The sequence below is a fragment of the Streptomyces sp. NPDC047014 genome (assembly GCF_040644195.1).
Classification (GTDB): domain Bacteria; phylum Actinomycetota; class Actinomycetes; order Streptomycetales; family Streptomycetaceae; genus Streptomyces.
In genome coordinates this window covers 208482-226385 of the sequence record NZ_JBEYVX010000001.1, presented here as the reverse complement: position 1 = coordinate 226385, position 17904 = coordinate 208482, and the positions used below count along the sequence as shown (strand labels likewise).

Here is a 17904-nt window from a genome sequence, read left to right as displayed (position 1 = left end):
CTACGCCCCTTCCGCACCGGCGGACGCGCCGACGGACGCGGTGGCGGTCGCACCGGCGGACACGCCGGCTCCGGCGGGCGGGGCCGGGGCGGCGGCCAGCCGGTCGATCTCGGCGGCGACGTCGGCCACCGTCGGCCGGGCCAGCAGGGCGCCGAGGCCGAGGCGCAGTCCGGTGGTGCGGCGCAGTTCGGAGACGGCGCGGGCCGCGGCGAGGGAGTGGCCGCCCAGCTCGAAGAAGTCGGCTTCGGGCCCGGCCACTTCGGTGCCCAGCACCTCGGCCCACACGGTCATCACCACGCGCTCGCTCGGGCTCGCGCCTCCGCCCCCGGCGTCCGCGCCGGCCGGTCGTTCCGGGGCGGCCAGAGCCCGCGCCAGCGCCTCGCGGTCGGCCTTGCCGGTGCTGAGGGTGGGGATCCGTTCCAGGACGCGCACGGTCGCCGGGACCGCCGCCGCGGGCAGCAGCTTGCGGCAGCGCTCCACGACCCGGGCCACCAGCTCCGCAGGCCCGGCGCCGGGCGCGGCGACGACGGCGAGGCCGAGGCTCTGGCCCGCGGCGAGCGGGCAGCAGGCCGCGGCGACGACCTCGGGGAGCTCGGCGGCGACCCGTTCCACCTCGCCCAGTTCGATGCGGTGGCCGCGCACCTTGACCTGGTCGTCGCGGCGGCCCCGGTACTCCAGGGCGCCGTCGGCGCGGCGGACCACCACGTCGCCCGTGCGGTACATGCGGCTGCCGCCGCCCTGGAAGGGGTCGGGCAGGAAGCGCCGGGCGGTGAGGCCGGGGCGCCCCCGGTAGCCGCGGGCGACGGCCGGGCCGCCGAGGTAGAGCTCGCCCTCGGTGCCGGCGGGCACCGGGAGCAGGTCCTCGTCCAGGACGTAGGCCCGGTAGCCGGGCAGCGGTCGTCCGATGCCGGTCACGTCGTCCCCCTTCCTGCTGTCGGCCCAGGTGGCGGCGATGGTCACCTCGGTGGGCCCGTACACGTTGAGCAGCCGTCGGCCCTCGGCGAAGCGCTCGGCCAGCGCGGCCGGGCATGCCTCCCCGGCGACCACGACCACCTCGGCGGAGCCGATCCCGGCGCCGTGCGCGGCGAGCAGGGAGGGGGTGAGGGAGACGGTGCGCAGTCCGGCGGGCAGCGCCTCGCGGCCCTCGGCGGCGGCCTGGCGCAGGCCCTCCAGGGAGAGGTCGGCGAGGGCCACCCCCTGGCCGTGCACGAGGTAGAGCAGGGTGCACCAGAGCCAGCCGTCGAAGGCGGGCGAGACGGCGTTGAGGCCGAGCCCGCCGGCGGGCAGGCCGAGTCCGCCCAGGGCCTCTACGAAGGTGTCCAGGCCCCGGTAGGTGACCTCGACCCCCTTGGGGCGGCCGGTGGTCCCGGAGGTGTAGACGAGGTAGGCGCAGCCGTCGGCGGCGGGCACGGACACCGCGAGCGCGCCGGGGGCGCCGCGGCGGACCTCGCGCGGGGTGAGCAGGGCGGCCCCGCCCGCCTCCAGTCCGGCGGGGGTCCCGGGGGCGATCAGGACGGCGGCCCCGGCGTCGCGCAGGACACCGCCGAGCCGTTCGACCGGGTGCGCGGGGTCGAGGGGGACGGCGGTCGCGCCGAGGCTCCAGACGGCGAGCAGCGCGGGCACGCTCTCCCGGGAGCGGCCGAGCAGCAGCCCGACCGGGGTCTCGGGGCCGGCTCCGGCGCGGGCGAGGGCGGTGGCGTAGCGGGCGGTGCGGGCGGTGAGCGCCGCATAGGTCAGGGAGCCGTCGGCGGCCTTGACGGCGGTCTCGTCGGGCTGTTCGCGGGTCCACCGCTCCAGGCGGGCGAAGAGCGGCGGCAGCGCGCCCCGCGCCGGCTCCGCCGCGCCGGGCGGCGGGGTGTCCTCGGCCGGGGCGTCCGGGGCGGCGGCCCCGGACGGCGCGGCGTGCGGCTGGCTCATCCCTCGTTCCTCTCCGTGTCCGCGGGGCCTGCGGCGGCCGCGGTGGCCCGCAGCCGCGGGCCCACCACCTGGCCGGGCCCGCCCTGCGGGAGCTGCATCGACTTGGTTTCCAGGAAGGCGTCCAGCCCGGCGGTGCCGCATTCGCGGCCGATCCCGGACTGCTTGAAGCCGCCGAAGGGCGCGGCCGGGTTGAACTGGCCGCCGTTGACGTCGACCAGGCCCGTGCGGAAGCGGCGTGCGACGCGCCCGGCGCGGGCCTCGTCGCCGGACCAGACCGCGCCGTGCAGGCCGTAGCGGGTCCCGTTGACGATGCGGACGGCCTGCGCCTCGTCCTCGTAGGGGATGACGGACAGGACGGGGCCGAAGATCTCCTCCTGCCCGAGGGTGCTCAGCGGGTCCACGTCGGCGAAGACGGTCGGGCGGACGTAGTAGCCGGTGTCCAGCCCGTCGGGCCGGCCGGGGCCGCCGTGGACCAGGCGGGCGCCGCCCTCCTCGGTGCCGCGCCGGATGTACGCGGTGACGCGCTCGTGGGCGGCGGCGGAGACCAGCGGGCCGAGGTCGGTGGCGGGATCGCGCGGGTCGCCGGTCACATAGCCGTCCATGGCCGCGCGGGCGAGGGCCACGGCCTCGTCCTGGCGCTCGCGGGGCACCAGCAGCCGGCTCCATTGCAGGCAGGTCTGGCCGGTGTTGAAGAGCATCTGGTCGACGGAGGCGGCGACGGCGGAGGGGAGGTCGGCGTCGTCGAGGACGAGGCTGGCGTTCTTGCCGCCGAGTTCGAGGTGGACGCGCTTGATGCGGGCGGCGCCGAGCGCGGAGACCTCGCGGCCCGCCCGGGTGGAGCCGGTCAGCGAGACCACGTCCACCAGCGGGTGGGTGACCAGCGCGGTACCGGCCTCGGCCCCGGTCCCGACGACCATGTTGAAGACGCCGGGCGGCAGATCGGCCTCGGCGACGGCCTCGGCGAGCAGCCGGGCGTGCAGCGGGGTGATCTCGCTGGGCTTGTGCACGACGGTGCAGCCCGCCGCGAGCGCCGGAACTATCTTCTGGACGGTGAGCAGCAGCGGGGTGTTCCACGGGGTGACGCAGGCGGCGACCCCGGCGGCCTCGCGCACGACCAGCGAATGCCCCACGCGCTCCTCGAAGGTGTGGGAGGCGGCGGTCTCCACGCAGTGCGCGGCCATGCCCAGCGAGAGCCCGACATGGGTGTGACGGGCCATCCGGGCGGGCGCGCCCACCTCGGCGGTGATGATCTCGGCGAAGCGGTCGGCGCGGGTCTCCATGGCCGCGACGACCCGGCGCAGCAGGGCGGCCCGTTCGCGCGGCGGGGTGGCGGCCCAGCCCTCGAAGGCCGCGGCGGCGGCGCGGGCCGCGCGGTCGGCGTCGCGGGCGGTGCCGGCGGGCACGGTGGCGAGGGGCCGCTCGGTGCTGGGGTCGGTGACGACGAGGCGGGCCTCGGCGTCGGAGGGGACCCAGGCGCCGCCGATGAACTGGTCGGTGTACCGGGGCGGCAGGGCGGCCGTGTGCGGCCCGGCACCCGGTGGTCTGGAGTCCTGTGGCGCGGTCGGAACGGTCAGCACGGTCACGGTGGTGTCCTCACTCGGTCGCGGGTTGCGGGGCTCGCTGGACGGCTGGGGCACGGACGCGGTGGTCGCCGGGCGGTGCGGGGCCCGGCCGGCCGGCTCAGTCGGCCGCCCGGATCCGGACGGCGGGGGCCCGGTTGTCGGGCCGGGCCCGCCGGACGGGGCGCGGCGGCAGCGGCGTACGGGCCTCCGCGCTCCACGGGGGCGTGCCGGGCCGGCGGACCGGGGAGCGCAGGGCGCGGACGGTGGGGGCCAGGGCGGCGGGGGCGCTCTCGCGGGCGGCCGCCGGGAGCAGGGTGCGCAGCAGCAGCTGGGTCTCGGGATCGGGCGCCACGGCCAGTTCCTCGCGCATCCGGCGCGCGCAGAGCTCGTACCAGCGGCGTACGCAGGCCAGTTCGCCGCGGCGGCCGTGCGCGGCCATGAGGGCGCGGTAGGTCTCCTCGTGGTGGCGGTCGATCTCAAGGGTGCGCTTGCACAGTCCGATCAGGTCGACGAAGTCCTCGCGGGCCTCGGCGTCTGCGCGCAGCACCCCGAGCGCCCGCAGGGCGAGGGCTCTGAGGTATTCGCGCTGCTCGACGACCCAGTCGGCGCTCTCGCCGCGCAGGAACTCGCCGCCGTAGAGGGACAGGGCGGAGCGCAGCCGGGTGCGGGCGAGCGGGGTGTCCCCGGCGGTCGCGGCGCGCAGCCCGGTGTGCACGAGGTCCTGGAAGCGGTCGAGGTCGGACCAGAGCCCGGCGACGTGCAGGACGTAACCGAAGTCGCGGTAGAGCAGCCGGATCCCGGAGTCGCCGGGCCGGTCGGGGTGGGCGTCGAGGACGCGGCGCAGGGCGTGGGCGGCGACCTTGAGGGAGCTGCCGGCGGTGCTGTCGCTGCCGGGCCAGAGGGAGGCGTAGAGGCGTTCGCGGGTGAGGGTCTGGCCGCGGTGGACGACGAGGTACTGGAAGAGGCCGCGGGCCTTGCCGGCCCGCCAGTGGCGGACGGGGGCGCCGTTGACGGTCAGCTCGAAGTCGCCCAGGAAGCGGACGCGTACCGCCGGCCCCGCCGTTTCGGTCGCTGCGGTGCTCATCGCGTCCTCCCGTTGCTCGTTCGCCTGCCGCTCTGCCTGCGAAGAGTCTGTTCGGAGGGTCTACAACGGGCCTACAACGGCCGGATCTTTGCGGTGTAGGGCGGTGATAGGGCGGTTTTCGACACTGATGAGCACGACCACCCGAACCGCCGACTCCGAAATGAGGGCTGTTTCATGACCAGCACCGACACCCGGCTTCAGAAGGTCGTCATCCTGGGGGGCGGCACGGCCGGCTGGATGACGGCCGCGTATCTCGGCAAGGCGCTGCAGGGAACGGTCGACATCACCGTGCTCGAAGCGCCGTCGATCCCGCGCATCGGCGTGGGCGAGGCGACCGTGCCCAATCTCCAGCGCTCCTTCTTCGACTACCTGGGGGTCGCCGAGGACGAGTGGATGCGGGAGTGCAACGCGAGCTTCAAGATGGCGGTGCGCTTCGTCAACTGGCGGACCGGCGGGCAGGGCGAGGCGACGGCCCGCGAGCTGCCGGGTGGCGGACCGGACCACTTCTACCACCCCTTCGGGCTGCTCCCGGACTACGACCAGACCCCGCTGTCGCACTACTGGTTCAAGCGCAAGTACGAGGGCCGCACCACCGAGCCCTTCGACTACGCCTGCTTCCGCGAGCCCCCCGTGATGGACGCGATGAAGGCCCCGCGCTGGCTCGACGGCCGTCCGGCCACCCGGTACGCCTGGCACTTCGACGCCCAGCTGGTGGCCGATTTCCTGCGCCGCTTCGCCACCGAGAAGCAGGGCGTGCACCACCTGCAGGACGAGATGGTCCGGGTGGAGCAGGACTCCCGCGGCTATGTGACCACCCTGCACACCAAGGGCGGACTGGCCGTGGACGCCGACCTGTTCGTGGACTGCTCGGGCTTCCGCGGTCTGCTGATCAACCAGGCGATGCAGGAGCCGTTCATCGACATGAGCGACCACCTGCTGTGCGACAGCGCGGTGGCGACGGCCGTCCCGCACGACGACGAGGCGAACGGCGTGGAGCCCTACACGTCCGCGATCGCCATGTCCTCCGGCTGGGCCTGGAAGATCCCCATGCTGGGCCGGTTCGGCACGGGCTACGTGTACTCCAGCAAGTTCGCCGACCAGGACACCGCCACCCGCGAGTTCGCGGACATGTGGGGCCTGGACCCGGAGGAGACGAAGTTCAACCACATCCGCTTCCGCGTGGGCCGCAACCGCCGCGCCTGGGTGAAGAACGTGGTGAGCATCGGCCTGTCCTCCTGCTTCCTGGAGCCGCTGGAGTCGACCGGCATCTACTTCATCACCGCCGCGATCTACCAGCTGGCCAAGCACTTCCCGGACAAGACCTTCAACAAGGGTCTCATCGACAGCTTCAACAACGAGATCGAGGTGATGTTCGACGACACCCGCGACTTCATCCAGGCGCACTTCTACTACGCGCCGCGCAACGACACCCCGTTCTGGCAGGCCAACAAGAAGCTGGTGCTGCCCGACAACATCAAGCAGAAGATCTCCGCCTACAAGGCCGGCCTGCCCATCAACTCCCCGATCACGGACGAGTCCACGTACTACGGCAACTTCGAGGCCGAGTTCCGCAACTTCTGGACCAACGGCAGCTACTACTGCATCTTCTCCGGCCTCGGCCTGGAGCCGGACGCCCCGCTGCCCACCCTCGCGCACCGGCCGGAGTCGGTGGCCGGCGCCGAACCGCTCTTCGACACCGTCAAGCGCCAGCAGCAGAACCTGCTGGAGACCCTGCCGAGCGCCTACGACTACCTGCGCCAGCTGCACGGCGCGTAACGGCCCGCCCCGCCCGGCCGCCTCTCCCCCACCTCCCCACCACCCCACCTCTCCACCTCTTCGCCCGCACGCCCGCACGCCTCCACGGCCCGGCAGCACGGCTCTCCCGCCGGCTGCCGGGCCGCCGTCGTTCCCAGCCGTACCCCGTCGTTCCCAGCCACTCCAGGAGTCAGACATGCCCCACCGCTCCGCGACCGAGCCCGCCGCGCCGGAAGAACCCGCCCGGCGGCAGGCGGACATCCGGCCCTTCATGGCCGCCTTCCCCACCGGTGTCTCCGTGGTCACCACCCTGGACGCCGACACCGTGCCGCACGGCCTGACCTGCAGTTCCCTGGCGAGCGTCGCCCTCGACCCGCCGACGATCGTGGTCTGCGTGCGGGCCGCCAGCCCGACCCTCGCCGTGGTGCTCGCCCAGGGTGCCTTCTCCCTCAACCTGCTGCACGAGCGGGCCCGCGCCACCTCCGACCTGTTCGCCTCGGGCGCGCCCGACCGCTTCGAGCGGGTCGAGTGGCGGCTGCCGCTGGGCGCCGGCGGACCGCACCTCACGGCCGACGCGCACGCCGTGGCGGACTGCACCGTGGTCAGGACGGTCGGCTTCGGGGACCACACGGCCGTCTTCGCCGAGGTCGGCCGGGTCACCGTCCGGGACGACCCGCAGCCGCTGCTGTACGGGCTGCGCCGCTACGCCCTGTGGTCCGGGGCCTCCTCGACGGCCCCGCCGCCCGCCGCCCCGTCGGCCGCCGCCCCGTCCGCCCCGCGCACCGCCCTGTCCAACGCCGCTCCCGAGGGAGGCACCCGTGTCCGCCGCTGATCCCCTGCCCGCCCTGCTGATCGCCGTGCCCGTGGTGATCCTGGCCTGCCAGGCGGGCGCGGCCCTCTGCCGGCGGCTCGGCCAGCCGCCCGTGGTGGGCGAGATCGCCACCGGCATCCTGCTGGGGCCCTCCCTGCTGGGCTGGCTCTGGCCCCAGGCCCAGCACGCGCTGTTCCCGGCGGGCGTGCTCCCGTACACCTCGGTACTGGGCCAGCTCGGCCTGCTGGCCTTCATGTTCCTGGTCGGGCTGGAGCTGGACCTGAAAAGCCTGCGCGGGCACACCCGGATCGCGGTGGCCGTGAGCCAGGCCGGCATGCTGCTGCCGCTGGCCCTGGGCGCCGTACTCGCGCTCGCCCTGTACGGCGGTTTCGCGCCGGAGGGGGTGGGGCGGGTGCCGTTCGTGCTGTTCATCGCCGTGGCCATGAGCATCACCGCCTTCCCCGTCCTGGCCCGCATCCTCATCGACCGCGGGCTGTACGGGACCCCGCTCGGGGCGCTCGCCATGGCCTGCGCAGCCGTGGACGACGTGGTGGCGTGGTGCCTGCTGGCCCTGGTCGTGGCGCTGTCCTCCGCCGGGTCCCCGATGGAGGCGGCGACCGCGGCCGTGCTCGCCGCGGCCTTCGCCCTGGCCATGCTGTACGTGGTGCGGCCGCTGCTGGCCCGCTGGGCGGTGCGCGCCGACCGGTGGGGGGACGCGGCGGTGCTGGTCGCGCTGTTCAGCGGGCTGAGCCTGTCCGCGCTGGTCACGGACCTGATCGGGGTGCACGCCCTGTTCGGGGCCTTCCTGTTCGGCGTGGTCACCCCGCGCACGGGGCGGCGTATCGAGGTCTCGGCGGCCCGGCTGCGGGCCTTCACCGTGCCCGTGCTGCTGCCGCTGTTCTTCGTCCACACCGGGCTGCGCACGGACATCGGGGGGCTGACGGCCTCGCCCGAGCTGTGGCTCTGGACCCTCGCGGTGCTCGCGGTCGCCGTCCTCGGCAAGTGGGGCGGCGCGGCGGGCGCGGCCCGCGCCTGCGGAAGACCGTGGCGGGAGGCCCTGTCGATCGGCGCCCTGATGAACTGCCGGGGGCTGACCGAGCTGGTGGTACTGAACGTCGGCCTCGAACTGGGTGTGATCGGCCCGCAGCTGTTCACCATGCTGGTACTGATGGCCCTGGTCACGACGGCGGTGACCAGCCCGGCGCTGACCCGGCTGCGCGCCGAGGAGGTGACGTCGCCCGAAGGGGCGCCGGCCCCGCCGGAGAGTGCCCTCTCCCGTCCCTGACGGCCGGACCCGGCCGGCGGGTGCCTGACGGATGTTCAGGCGCCCGCCGGCTGCTGCCGTACCGCCGCCAGGTCCCGTTCGTAGCGGATCGCGGGTCGGCCGTCCAGGACGGTCTCCCCCACCGGCAGGAACCCGGTGCACAGCAGGACCGCGCGCGATCCGGCGTTGTCGACGGTGGCCGCGGCCCGCAGGGTGCGCAGCCCGTACGAGTCCGCCGCGAGCACCAGGCCGCCCACCCGCTTCAGCGCGGCGCGCTCTCCGTCGGTACGCACAGCACCGGGATCGGGGACAGGTGCAGCAGCTTGTGCGGGGTGGAGCCGAGGAGGGCGCCGCGCATCGGGCTGTCGCCCCAGCTGCCGACGATGATGACGCGGGCGTCGTGGCGCCGGGCGGCGTCGAGCAGGGCCTGGGCGGGCTTCTCGTCGGCCACCTCGACCGTCGAGGGCACTCCGGCGGCGTCGGCCTCCTCCACCGCGTGCGCGAGGGCGCTGCGGCCGGCCTGGCGGACGGCTTCCCGGTGGGCGCGGGACTCCTCGCCGGTGGGGCCCGGGGCAGCCGCCCCGTAGACGAGGACGAGGGGTTCACCGAAGGCGGTGGCCACCTCCAGCGCGACCTGCAGGGCCCGCTCGGCGCCGGGTGATTCGTCGTATCCGAGGACCACGGACATCGGGACTCCTCAGCGCTTGCGGGTGTGGACGAGGGCCGGGTCGACCACGCCGCGCCGCTCCTGCCAGAACCGGCCGTCGCGGATCCGCCAGAAGCACATGACGAGCACGCCGACGAGGGCGATCGCGATCCCGATGACGAGCGGCGGGCCGAGCCCGAACCAGGAGACGCCGCTCGCGGAGTTCTCCGGGTTCGACATGTCACCGATCGACTCGATCAGCAGCCAGATCAGCAGGGCGGCCCCGACCACCGGCCCCACCCCGATGAGCAGCAGGTTGTGCGGCCCGTCGAGCAGGTGGCGGCGGTAGTAGACGGCGCAGGCCAGGCCGGTCAGCGCGTAGTAGAAGGCGATCAGCAGGGACAGCGCGGTGAGCGAGTCCAGGAGGGCGTTCTCGCTGATCTGGTTGACGACGAGGTACCAGGCGATGGCGATCCCGGCCACCCACCAGGTGCTCACGTCCGGAGTGCGGAACCTCGGGTGGATGTGCGCGAGGTGCGGGGGCAGGGCGTGCCGGCGGGCCATGGACAGAGCCGTCCGGGAGGCCGGGATGATCGTGGTCTGGGTGGAGGCCAGCGCGGAGGTGCAGACGGCGAGGAGCACCATCCAGTCCCAGCCGCCCATCACCTCGTGGGCGAGGACGGCGAAGATGGCCTCCTCCTCGGCGGCGTTCTCGGCGAGGAAGGCGGTGCCCGCGTAGGCGACGACCGCGAAGCCCACGGACAGGTAGGTCACCAGGAGGATGACCGTGGACCAGATGCCGGCCCGGCCGGGCGCCGTCGCCGAGTTCTCGACCTCCTCGGTGAGGTTGACCGCGGACTCCCAGCCCCAGTACATGAACACGCCGAGCAGCAGTCCGCCGGTGAGGGCGGCGCCGCCGGCGCCGAAGGGGTTGAGCCAGCTGATGCTCGGCTCGATCTCCTCCAGGGTGCTGGTGCCGGCGTAGACGCGGTAGATGGCGACGACGGCGAAGGCCAGCAGGAAGAAGACCTGGGCCAGGATCAGGATGTCCTGGAGGTGGGCCGACAGCTCGGTGCCGATGACGCAGACCGCGGTCATGGCGAGGATGACGGCGACGGTGAGGCCCTGCCGGATCCAGGCATTGGCGGCCCAGTCGTCGAGCCCGAGGGCGAGCAGCCCGAAGTTGACGGCGACGTCCGCGAGCGAGCCGATGACCAGCACGCCCGTCATCGCGATGGCCCAGCCGCCGAGCCAGCCCGCCCAGGGGCCCATGGCCCGGGTCACCCAGGAGAAAGTGGTCCCGCAGTCCTGGTCCACCTTGTTGAGGTAGTAGAAGGCGGCGGCGATCAGCAGCATCGGCACGAACGATGCCAGCATGACGCCCGGCGCGTAGATGCCGACCAGGGCGACGATCGGCCCGAGCACGGCCGCCAGGGAGTAGGCGGGCGAGGTGGAGTTCAGGCCGATGACGAGCGCGTCGAGGAAACCGATCGCGTTGGCCTTGAGCCCCGCGTCCTGGGTGGCCGTCCCGGGCCCGTCGCCCGCACCGTCATGGCTCATGTACGAATGGTCACGCACGCGGCAGCGGCGCGCGAGGCGGGCTGGGCCGGTCAGGCCGGGTCAGGGCCGGGTGTTCCAGCCCGCGATCACCGGGAGGGCGTGCTCCGTGGAGAGCGTGCTGACGGTGCCGGTGCGCAGCAGGAACAGCCGGCCGTTCTCGGGCGCCAGGCGCAGGTAGCGGGCGGTGAGGACGCGCAGGAAGTGGCCGTGGGCGACGAGCACCACGTCGCCGTCGTCCGCCTCCAGGACGGGGGCGATCCGGGCGAGGGCGCGGTCGGCGCGGGCTCCCACCTGGGCGGCGTTCTCCCCGGGGTGGTCGGCGTCGCCGGGCGGGACCCCGTGGGTCCACAGGGACCAGTCGGGGGTGGTGCGCTGGATCTCCGCCGTGGTGACGCCCTCGTAGCCGCCGTAGTCCCACTCGTAGAGGTCGGAGTCGATGCCGGCGCCGGGCAGCCCGGCGAGTTCGGCGGTGGCCACGGCGCGGCGCAGCGGGCTGGTCAGCACCAGGGCCGGGTGGCGGTCGCGGAAGAAGGGGGCCAGGGAGATGGCCTCCTCGACCCCGCGTGCGGTCAGCGGTACATCGGTGCGTCCGGTGTGCCGCCCGTTCGCGCTCCAGGCGGTCTCACCGTGTCTCACCAGCATCAGGTCACTCACCCTCCGGACCCTATTGCCTCGCGGCATGTCGGCGGCGGCCGACCCCCCGGGCGTGTCACTGTCGGGCGTCATGGACGAGAACCGCGGGGCCGCCCGGACGGCCGGTCCGGCCCTCCCGCCGCGCATGCCCGCGCTGATGGTCACGCTGACGGCCGTGACGGGGCTGGTCGAGGCGGCGAGCCTGCTGGCGCTGGGGCCGGCCTTCACGGCGATGCAGACGGGCAATGTGCTCTTCCTGGCCTTCGGCGCCGCCGGCGTCGGGCGGCTGGAGAGCCTGGCGCCCGGGGTCTCGCTGGCCGCGTTCGTCGTGGGGGTGGTCTGCGGGGCCCGTCTGGAGTCCGTGACGGAGAAGCGCGGGCGGAGCTGGTTCGTCCTCGGGCTGTTCGTCGAGTCCGGGCTGATCCTGGCCGCGGCGGCCGTCGGCTGGGGTCTGACACCCCAGTACGGGTCCCCGCACCCGCGGCATCTGGCGGCGACGGCCGTCCTGGCGCTGGCCATGGGGACGCGCAACACCACGATCATGCGGGCCAATGTGCCGGGGGTGCCGACGACGCTGGTCACCCGCTCGATGACCGCCTTCCTGGGCGGCTCCGCCATGGGGCACGAGCACCTGTACGGCTTCGGCACGGCCGGGTGGACCCTGCGCGGTGTGTCCGTCCTGGCCCTGTTCGCCGGGGGCTTCCTCGGGGCGCTGCTGGTGGGGGCCGGCTGGACGGCGGGCTGGCTGCTGCTGCCGGCGGCCGCGACGGTGCTGGTCGTGGGCCTGTTCTACCGGGGCCAGCCGCCCCTCCACACGGAGCAGGCGCCCGGCCGGGAACGATCGGGCTGAACTGTGCCATTGGTACAGTCGCCGCATGGCGGTGGACGAGCTCGACACCAGAATCCTGCGCCTGCTGATCGAGCAGCCGCGCACGAGCGTCCGTGAGTACGCGCGGATCCTCGGCGTCGCGCGCGGCACCCTCCAGGCGCGGCTGGACCGGCTGGAGCGCACCGGGGTGATCACCGGCACCGGTCCGGTGCTCTCCCCCGCCGCGCTGGGCCATCCGGTGCTGGCCTTCGTGCACATCGAGGTCACCCAGGGCCATCTGGACGACGTGGGCGACGCGCTGGCCGCCGTACCGGAGATCATCGAAGCCTTCTCCATCACGGGCGGCGGGGACCTGCTGACCCGGGTGGCGGCCCGGGACAACGCCCACCTGGAGGACGTGATCCAGCGGCTGATCCAGCTCCCGGGCGTGGTCCGCACCCGGACGGAGGTCGCCCTGCGCGAGCGGGTCCCGCACCGGCTGCTGCCGCTGGTGGAGGCCGTGGGGAGGAACGCCCGCACAAGCTGACAGCACGGCCGGTACCGGACACGACAGGCAGGACGGGCACAGCGGATGATCTCCGTCATATTCGATCTCGACGGCACCCTCGTGGACAGCGAGCCCAACTACTACGAGTCGGGCCGCCTCACCCTGGAACGGCACGGCGTCCCGGACTTCACCTGGGAGCAGCACTCCCGCTTCATCGGCATCGGCACCATGGAGACGCTGGAGATCCTCAAGGAGCGCTACGGGCTGCGCGCACCGGTCGAGGTCCTGCTCGCCGAGCAGAACGCCGCCTATCTGGAGCTGGCCCGCACCCGGACCGAGGTCTTCCCGCAGATGCGGAAGTTCGTGGAGCGGCTGCGCGCCGAGGGGGTGCCGCTGGCGGTGGCCTCCGGTTCCTCGCGGGAGGCGATCGAGGCGGTGCTGGCCGGCACCGGTCTGGACGCCCTGCTGACGACGCTGGTCTCCGCCGAGGAGGTGGCGCGGGGCAAGCCCGCGCCGGACGTGTTCCTGGAGGCGGCGCGGCGGCTGGGGGCGGAGCCGGCCGACTGCGTGGTGGTGGAGGACGCGGCGCCGGGGGCGCGGGCGGCGCACGCGGCCGGGATGGGCTGCATCGTGGTGCCGTACGCGGCGGAGATCGCCGGTGACCCGGCCTTCGCCTCGGCGGGGCTGCTGTTCCGGGGCGGGCAGCCGGAGTTCACGGCGGAGGCGGCCCACGCGTGGCTGTCGGCGTACGGGGCGGGGCGCGGGGTGGGCTGACGGGGGCGGGGGCGGGGCCCGGGGGGGGCTGACGCGGGGCGCGGGGCCGTCCGTACCGCGTCCGCGTACCGCCTGATCCTCCCCGGTCCGCACTCTGGTGCCCTGCGGGCACGGCTGTCACCATGCCTGCGTGACCGCGACCCTGCCCCCGGGCACCCGGAACGGCGGCCCGCGCGGGTGGCCCCTGCTCGGGAACCTGCCCGCCTTCGCCCGCGATCCGCTGGCCTTCTTCACGTCGCTGCGCGACGACTACGGCGACTGGGTGCCCTGGACGCTGGGCCCGCAGCGCAATGTGCTCGTCTCCCGCCCCGAGCTGGCCGGTGAACTGCTCGGCGCCGTCGAGTCCACCTTCCGGCCCACCGAACTGGGCTGGGCCGTCCACCAGTTGTTGGGCGACGGGGTGGTGGTCGCCACCGGGGACGACTGGCGGCGCAAGCGGGCCCTGGTCCAGCCGGCCGTCCGGCCCCGGCAGGTGCGCGCGTACGCCGCCACGATGGTGGAGTGCGCGGACGCCCTGGCGGGCGGCTGGCGGGAGGGCGCGCGGATCGACGTACACCGGGAGATGGGCGGGCTCACCCAACGGATAGCGGTCCGCACCCTGTTCGGCAGCGACGCCGCCGGCCGGGAGGGCCCCATCGGCGCCGCCATGGCCACCGCGCAGCGTGAACTGGGCGCGGAGTTCCGGGGGCTGACGATGTTCCTGCCGCCGTGGGTGCGCACTCCGGGGCGGAGCCGGATGCGGAAGGCGGTGGCCGTGCTCGACCGGGAGATCGCGCACGTCATCCGGGAGCACGAGGCGGCCTCCGCGCGCGGCGTGGACCGGGACGACCTGCTGAGCCGGCTGCTGGCCGCACGCGACGAGCACGGCGCGCCGCTGACCCGCAAGGGGCTGCGGGACGAGTCGATCACCCTGTACGTCGGCGGCCACGAGACCACGTCCACCACTCTGACCTGGGCCTGGCAGCTGCTGTCCGGCGCCCCGGCGGCCCGGGCCCGGCTGACGGAGGAGCTGGACCGGGTGCTCGGCGGCCGCCTGCCCTCGTACGAGGACTACGCGCGGCTGCCGTGGACCCGGCAGGTGGTCCAGGAGGCGCTGCGGATGTATCCGCCGATCTGGCTGATCACGGCCGTGGCCGGGCCGGAGGCGCGGCTGGGCGGCCGGGCGGTCCCGGCGGGGACGCGGGTGTGGACCAGCCCGTGGTCGATGCACCGCGACCCGCGGTGGTTCCCCGAGCCCGAGAGCTTCCGCCCGGAGCGGTGGGACGCGGACGCTCCGCATCCGGTGCCCGAGCACGCCTGGTTCCCCTTCGGGGGCGGCCCGCGGGCCTGTCTGGGCGCGCGGTTCGCGCTGGTGGAGGCCGCGCTGATCCTGGCCGTCCTGGGGCAGCGCTTCCACCTGGACAGCGGGAGCGGGCGCGCCGGGGTGTTCCCGGGGCTGACCCTCCAGCCCGACCGGCCGGTTCCGGCGACGCTGCGCCGCCCCGGCCGCTGAGCGGCCGCCGGGGGCGGGAAGATCCCGCGGCCGCCGCCGGTTGGTAGAACCGTGAACGATCTGACGTGGAACACCGAAGCGGGCGCCGGACCGGAGACCGCGGTCGACGTGGTGGTGATCGGCGCCGGGCAGGCCGGCCTGTCCAGCGCCTACCACCTGGCCCGCGCGGGCATCGGGCACGTCGTCCTGGACCACGCGCCCCGGCCGGGCGGCGCCTGGCAGTTCCGCTGGCCCTCGCTCACCTACGGCAAGGTCCACGGGATGCACGCGCTGCCCGGGATGGAGCTGACGGGCGCCGACCCGCTGCGGCCCTCGTCGGAGGTGATCGGGGAGTACTTCGCGGCCTACGAGGAGCGCTTCGGGCTGCGCGTACGGCGTCCGGTGGACGTGTCGGCTGTCCGCGAGGGCGAGGGCGGCCGGCTGCGGGTGGAGACCTCGGCCGGCGTCTGGGCGGCGCGGGCGCTGATCAACGCCACCGGGACCTGGGACCGGCCGTTCTGGCCGCGCTACCGGGGCCAGGAGACCTTCCGCGGCCGCCAGCTGCACACCGCGGACTACCCGGGGCCGGAGGCGTTCGCCGGGCTGCGGGTGATCGTCGTGGGCGGCGGCACCTCGGCGGTGCAGCACCTGCTGGAGATCTCCGAGGTCGCGGCGGAGACCACCTGGGTGACCCGGCGGCCCCCGGTCTTCCGCGACGGGAGCTTCGGCGAGGCCGAGGGCCGGGCGGCGGTGGCGCTGGTGGAGGAGCGGGTACGCCGGGGGCTGCCGCCGCAGAGCGTGGTCAGCGTCACCGGTCTCCCGCTGAACGAGGCCGTCCGGGCCGGTCTGGCCTCGGGCGTCCTGGACCGCCGTCCCGCGTTCGACCGGATCACCCCCGAGGGCGCCGAATGGGCCGACGGGACCCGCGTCGAGGCCGATGTGATCCTCTGGGCCACCGGCTTCCGCGCCGCCGTCGACCACCTGGCCCCGCTGCGACTGCGCGAGCCGGGCGGCGGCATCCGGATCGACGGGACGCGGGCGGTGCGCGACGAGCGGATCCACCTGGTCGGCTACGGCCCGTCGGCCTCGACGGTGGGCGCGAACCGCGCGGGCGGGGCGGCGGTCCGCGAGATCCGGCGGCTGCTGGCGCGGGAGCGGGCCGGGGAGCCGGTGCCAGCCTGAGCGGACGGGTGGGCGGCGAGGCGGGCGGGACCTCAGCCGGTCTCCGCCCCCTCCACGGGGAACACCCGGTCGGGGGTGCCCTCGGCGGCCCGGTCCTCCCGGGTCGGGTAGACGTAGGCCATGCCGTCCCGCACGGCCAGCATGGGATCGGTCCAGCTCTCGGTGTCCTCCGGGACGAGGATCCGCGAGGTGCCGCGCTCCGCGTCGTGGATCAGCAGCGAGACGATGTTGTAGAGGTATGTGCCGATCTCCCCGGGGCCCTGCTCGGGGTGGTTCTCCGGGCCCTCGATCCGGATGAAGAAGAAGCGCTCCGCCTCCCAGAAGCCGCCCTTGTCCAGCCACTTCCCCTCCCCCACCCGGACGCCGTCCACCCAGAGCCGGGCCTCGGCCGGATGGTCCCGGTAGAGGAGCACCGACCGGTGGCGGTCGCCGTCGGCGAAGGTCACGTCGATCTGCTGCTTGGAGTAGCAGTCGCTGAAGCTGCTGCACGCCCCGGCGACTCCGCCGTGCCGGTAACTCGCGAGCTTTCCGCCGGGCGGCAGCACGGGATCCTGACTGCATGTCTCCGCGAAGCGGCAGGCCCGGTCCACCCGCCGGGTGCAGCCGAGGCCCATGGCCGCGACATCGCGCGCCGACGCCTGCGAGAGCAGTTCGCCGAGGCGTTCCACGTACCGCTCCTCCCCGACCAGGGCGGTCAGTTCGGACTCGGCGTGCCACCACTGGAGCAGGTCCACGCCGACGGGGGAACGGGCCAGCCAGTCGCGCCAGCCGAGCACATCGCTCCCCCAGCGGTCCACCATCCGCCGATGACCCTCCCGCTCGGCCGCCTCGGCCGCCCGCCTGCTCTCCTCCAGGCGCCGCTGGACGGTCCTCTCGATCGGCTCCTCGTCGAAGGCGGGCCCGGCGTCCGCTTCGGCGCGGGCTCCCGCTGCGGCCTTCCGGTCACTCCTCGATACAGCTCCCCATGGCCATTTCACGGTTCGCCCCCTCGGTGCACGTACACGGCAGGCCGTCGATCGTAGGTCGGCCGCGCGGTCCGGCGCCCGTTCATTTCGTGGTGGGGGCTCCCTGGGTGGGGTGGGCGCTCTGCTGGGCGCGGAGCCGGTTGAACTCGGCCACGTGCTTGCGGTGTTCGTCGTAGGTGGTCGAGAAGCGGGTGTCCCCGGGCTTGACGGTGACGAAGTACAGCCAGGTGCCGGGAGTCGGTGCGACCGCGGCTGCCATGGCGTCCAGACCCGGGCTGTCGATGGGGGTGGGCGGCAGGCCCTGGCGTTCGTAGGTGTTGAAGGGGCTGTCGATCCGGGTGTCGCTCAGCGTGGTGTCCAAGGTGGTACGGCCCAGGGCGTAGTTGACGGTGGAGTCCATCTGGAGCGGCATCGACTTCGCCAGCCGGTTGTGCACCACCCGTGCGACCTTGCCCATGTCCGCCTTCGTCTCGGCCTCCGCCTCGATGATGCTCGCCATGGTGGCCGTCTGGTACGGGGTCATGCCGTGGGTCTTCGCTCCGGCGGCGACGGCCCGGGTGGCCAGCCTCTCGTTGGCCGTGCGCACCATGTACGCGAGGAGCACGGCCGGGGTGGACTTCTCGGTCACCGGGTACGTCGCCGGGAAGAGGTAGCCCTCCGGGTTCCCCTTGGCCTCCTCGGGCAGCGCCAGTGCGGCGGCGGGCACGGCCGCCTTCGTGGAGCCGGGTGGCAGTTTCAGTGCGCGGTCGACGGCGGCGTACACCTGGGGCGCGCGCCAGCCCTCGGGGATCACCAGGCGGCGGGGCTGCTCGGGGGTCTGGGCATCTTTCAGCAGCGGTATCAGGACGGCCACGCCGAGGGCGATCAGGGTGCCGAGGAAGAGGGTCAGCCGGCCCCGGCGGGTGAGCCGGGATCGGCGCTGCGGCGGCCGGTACTCGTGACTCATGCGGGAACGCTAAACCCT

The 17904-nt window shown here is 74.4% G+C and carries 17 protein-coding genes; 8 read left to right on the top strand and 9 right to left on the bottom strand.

Features of this window, described 5'->3' with window-relative positions; all coding sequences use genetic code 11:
* From ABZ873_RS00865 to ABZ873_RS00855, 3 genes are all read right to left on the bottom strand, one after another.
* Entirely contained in the window at positions 1–1917 is a 1917-nt protein-coding gene (locus ABZ873_RS00865) for a non-ribosomal peptide synthetase (RefSeq protein WP_360863502.1), read from the bottom strand.
* A complete protein-coding gene (locus ABZ873_RS00860; RefSeq protein WP_360863631.1) occupies positions 1914–3428 on the bottom strand; it encodes an aldehyde dehydrogenase family protein in 1515 nt (504 codons plus the stop codon). Before ABZ873_RS00860 ends, ABZ873_RS00865 begins: the two co-directional genes overlap by 4 nt.
* A 169-nt stretch (positions 3429–3597) precedes the next feature.
* Positions 3598–4563 (bottom strand): BTAD domain-containing putative transcriptional regulator, encoded by a 966-nt coding sequence (locus ABZ873_RS00855; RefSeq protein WP_360863500.1) that lies wholly within the window; start codon positions 4561–4563, stop codon positions 3598–3600.
* A gap of 174 nt (positions 4564–4737) precedes the next feature.
* On the opposite strand from ABZ873_RS00855, the gene ABZ873_RS00850 reads away from it, so the two are divergent.
* From ABZ873_RS00850 to ABZ873_RS00840, 3 genes are all read left to right on the top strand, one after another.
* Positions 4738–6339: a tryptophan halogenase family protein gene (locus ABZ873_RS00850; protein WP_360863499.1), complete on the top strand. Its 1602-nt coding sequence runs from the start codon at positions 4738–4740 to the stop codon at positions 6337–6339.
* Positions 6340–6514: 175 nt separating this feature from the next.
* Positions 6515–7150: a flavin reductase family protein gene (locus ABZ873_RS00845; RefSeq protein ID WP_360863497.1), complete on the top strand. Its 636-nt coding sequence runs from the start codon at positions 6515–6517 to the stop codon at positions 7148–7150.
* Positions 7137–8414: a cation:proton antiporter gene (locus tag ABZ873_RS00840; protein WP_360863495.1), complete on the top strand. Its 1278-nt coding sequence runs from the start codon at positions 7137–7139 to the stop codon at positions 8412–8414. Before ABZ873_RS00845 ends, ABZ873_RS00840 begins: the two co-directional genes overlap by 14 nt.
* A gap of 35 nt (positions 8415–8449) precedes the next feature.
* On the opposite strand, the gene ABZ873_RS00835 is transcribed toward ABZ873_RS00840, so the two are convergent.
* Genes ABZ873_RS00835 through ABZ873_RS00820 form a run of 4 tightly spaced genes read right to left on the bottom strand, consistent with a single transcriptional unit; the run spans position 8450 to position 11253 of the window.
* Complete coding sequence (locus tag ABZ873_RS00835) at positions 8450–8686, bottom strand: hypothetical protein (protein WP_360863493.1); 237 nt, start codon at positions 8684–8686, stop codon at positions 8450–8452.
* Complete coding sequence (locus tag ABZ873_RS00830; protein ID WP_360863491.1) at positions 8656–9081, bottom strand: universal stress protein; 426 nt, start codon at positions 9079–9081, stop codon at positions 8656–8658. Before ABZ873_RS00830 ends, ABZ873_RS00835 begins: the two co-directional genes overlap by 31 nt.
* A 9-nt stretch (positions 9082–9090) precedes the next feature.
* The gene (locus tag ABZ873_RS00825) at positions 9091–10599 is read right to left on the bottom strand and encodes an APC family permease (RefSeq protein ID WP_360863490.1); all 1509 of its coding nucleotides are present in this window, start codon (positions 10597–10599) and stop codon (positions 9091–9093) included.
* A gap of 60 nt (positions 10600–10659) precedes the next feature.
* Positions 10660–11253 carry a histidine phosphatase family protein gene (locus ABZ873_RS00820; RefSeq protein ID WP_360863488.1) on the bottom strand — a complete coding sequence of 198 codons (594 nt, stop codon included), beginning with the start codon at positions 11251–11253 and terminating at the stop codon, positions 10660–10662.
* Between the two features lie 70 nt (positions 11254–11323).
* Here ABZ873_RS00820 and ABZ873_RS00815 point away from each other — a divergent pair, with 70 nt between their 5' ends.
* From ABZ873_RS00815 to ABZ873_RS00795, 5 genes are all read left to right on the top strand, one after another.
* Positions 11324–12082: a YoaK family protein gene (locus ABZ873_RS00815; RefSeq protein WP_360863486.1), complete on the top strand. Its 759-nt coding sequence runs from the start codon at positions 11324–11326 to the stop codon at positions 12080–12082.
* Between the two features lie 25 nt (positions 12083–12107).
* Positions 12108–12587: an Lrp/AsnC family transcriptional regulator gene (locus tag ABZ873_RS00810; RefSeq protein ID WP_360863484.1), complete on the top strand. Its 480-nt coding sequence runs from the start codon at positions 12108–12110 to the stop codon at positions 12585–12587.
* A gap of 45 nt (positions 12588–12632) precedes the next feature.
* On the top strand, positions 12633–13322 hold the full coding sequence (locus ABZ873_RS00805; RefSeq protein ID WP_360863483.1) for an HAD family phosphatase: 690 nt from the start codon (positions 12633–12635) through the stop codon (positions 13320–13322).
* A gap of 130 nt (positions 13323–13452) precedes the next feature.
* A complete protein-coding gene (locus ABZ873_RS00800) occupies positions 13453–14814 on the top strand; it encodes a cytochrome P450 (RefSeq protein WP_360863481.1) in 1362 nt (453 codons plus the stop codon).
* Between the two features lie 60 nt (positions 14815–14874).
* The gene (locus tag ABZ873_RS00795; RefSeq protein ID WP_360863629.1) at positions 14875–15975 is read left to right on the top strand and encodes an FAD-dependent oxidoreductase; all 1101 of its coding nucleotides are present in this window, start codon (positions 14875–14877) and stop codon (positions 15973–15975) included.
* A 32-nt stretch (positions 15976–16007) separates the two neighbouring features.
* Here the strand turns inward: ABZ873_RS00795 and ABZ873_RS00790 are convergent, their stop codons facing one another.
* Together ABZ873_RS00790 and mltG are read right to left on the bottom strand one after the other, a co-directional pair.
* Positions 16008–16952, bottom strand: coding sequence for a hypothetical protein (locus ABZ873_RS00790; RefSeq protein ID WP_360863479.1), 945 nt, complete (start codon positions 16950–16952; stop codon positions 16008–16010).
* A 70-nt stretch (positions 16953–17022) separates the two neighbouring features.
* Complete coding sequence (gene mltG / locus ABZ873_RS00785) at positions 17023–17886, bottom strand: endolytic transglycosylase MltG (protein WP_360863477.1); 864 nt, start codon at positions 17884–17886, stop codon at positions 17023–17025.
* Positions 17887–17904 lie beyond the last annotated feature (18 nt).

Coding starts and splice junctions, on each gene's coding strand:
- ABZ873_RS00865 (WP_360863502.1), bottom strand. CDS start 1,917: ATGAGCCAGCCGCACGCCGCGCCGTCCGGGGCCGCCGCCCCGGACGCC.
- ABZ873_RS00855 (WP_360863500.1), bottom strand. CDS start 4,563: ATGAGCACCGCAGCGACCGAAACGGCGGGGCCGGCGGTACGCGTCCGC.
- ABZ873_RS00850 (WP_360863499.1), top strand. CDS start 4,738: ATGACCAGCACCGACACCCGGCTTCAGAAGGTCGTCATCCTGGGGGGC.
- ABZ873_RS00845 (WP_360863497.1), top strand. CDS start 6,515: ATGCCCCACCGCTCCGCGACCGAGCCCGCCGCGCCGGAAGAACCCGCC.
- ABZ873_RS00830 (WP_360863491.1), bottom strand. CDS start 9,081: ATGTCCGTGGTCCTCGGATACGACGAATCACCCGGCGCCGAGCGGGCC.
- ABZ873_RS00825 (WP_360863490.1), bottom strand. CDS start 10,599: ATGAGCCATGACGGTGCGGGCGACGGGCCCGGGACGGCCACCCAGGAC.
- ABZ873_RS00815 (WP_360863486.1), top strand. CDS start 11,324: ATGGACGAGAACCGCGGGGCCGCCCGGACGGCCGGTCCGGCCCTCCCG.
- ABZ873_RS00810 (WP_360863484.1), top strand. CDS start 12,108: ATGGCGGTGGACGAGCTCGACACCAGAATCCTGCGCCTGCTGATCGAG.
- ABZ873_RS00805 (WP_360863483.1), top strand. CDS start 12,633: ATGATCTCCGTCATATTCGATCTCGACGGCACCCTCGTGGACAGCGAG.
- mltG (WP_360863477.1), bottom strand. CDS start 17,886: ATGAGTCACGAGTACCGGCCGCCGCAGCGCCGATCCCGGCTCACCCGC.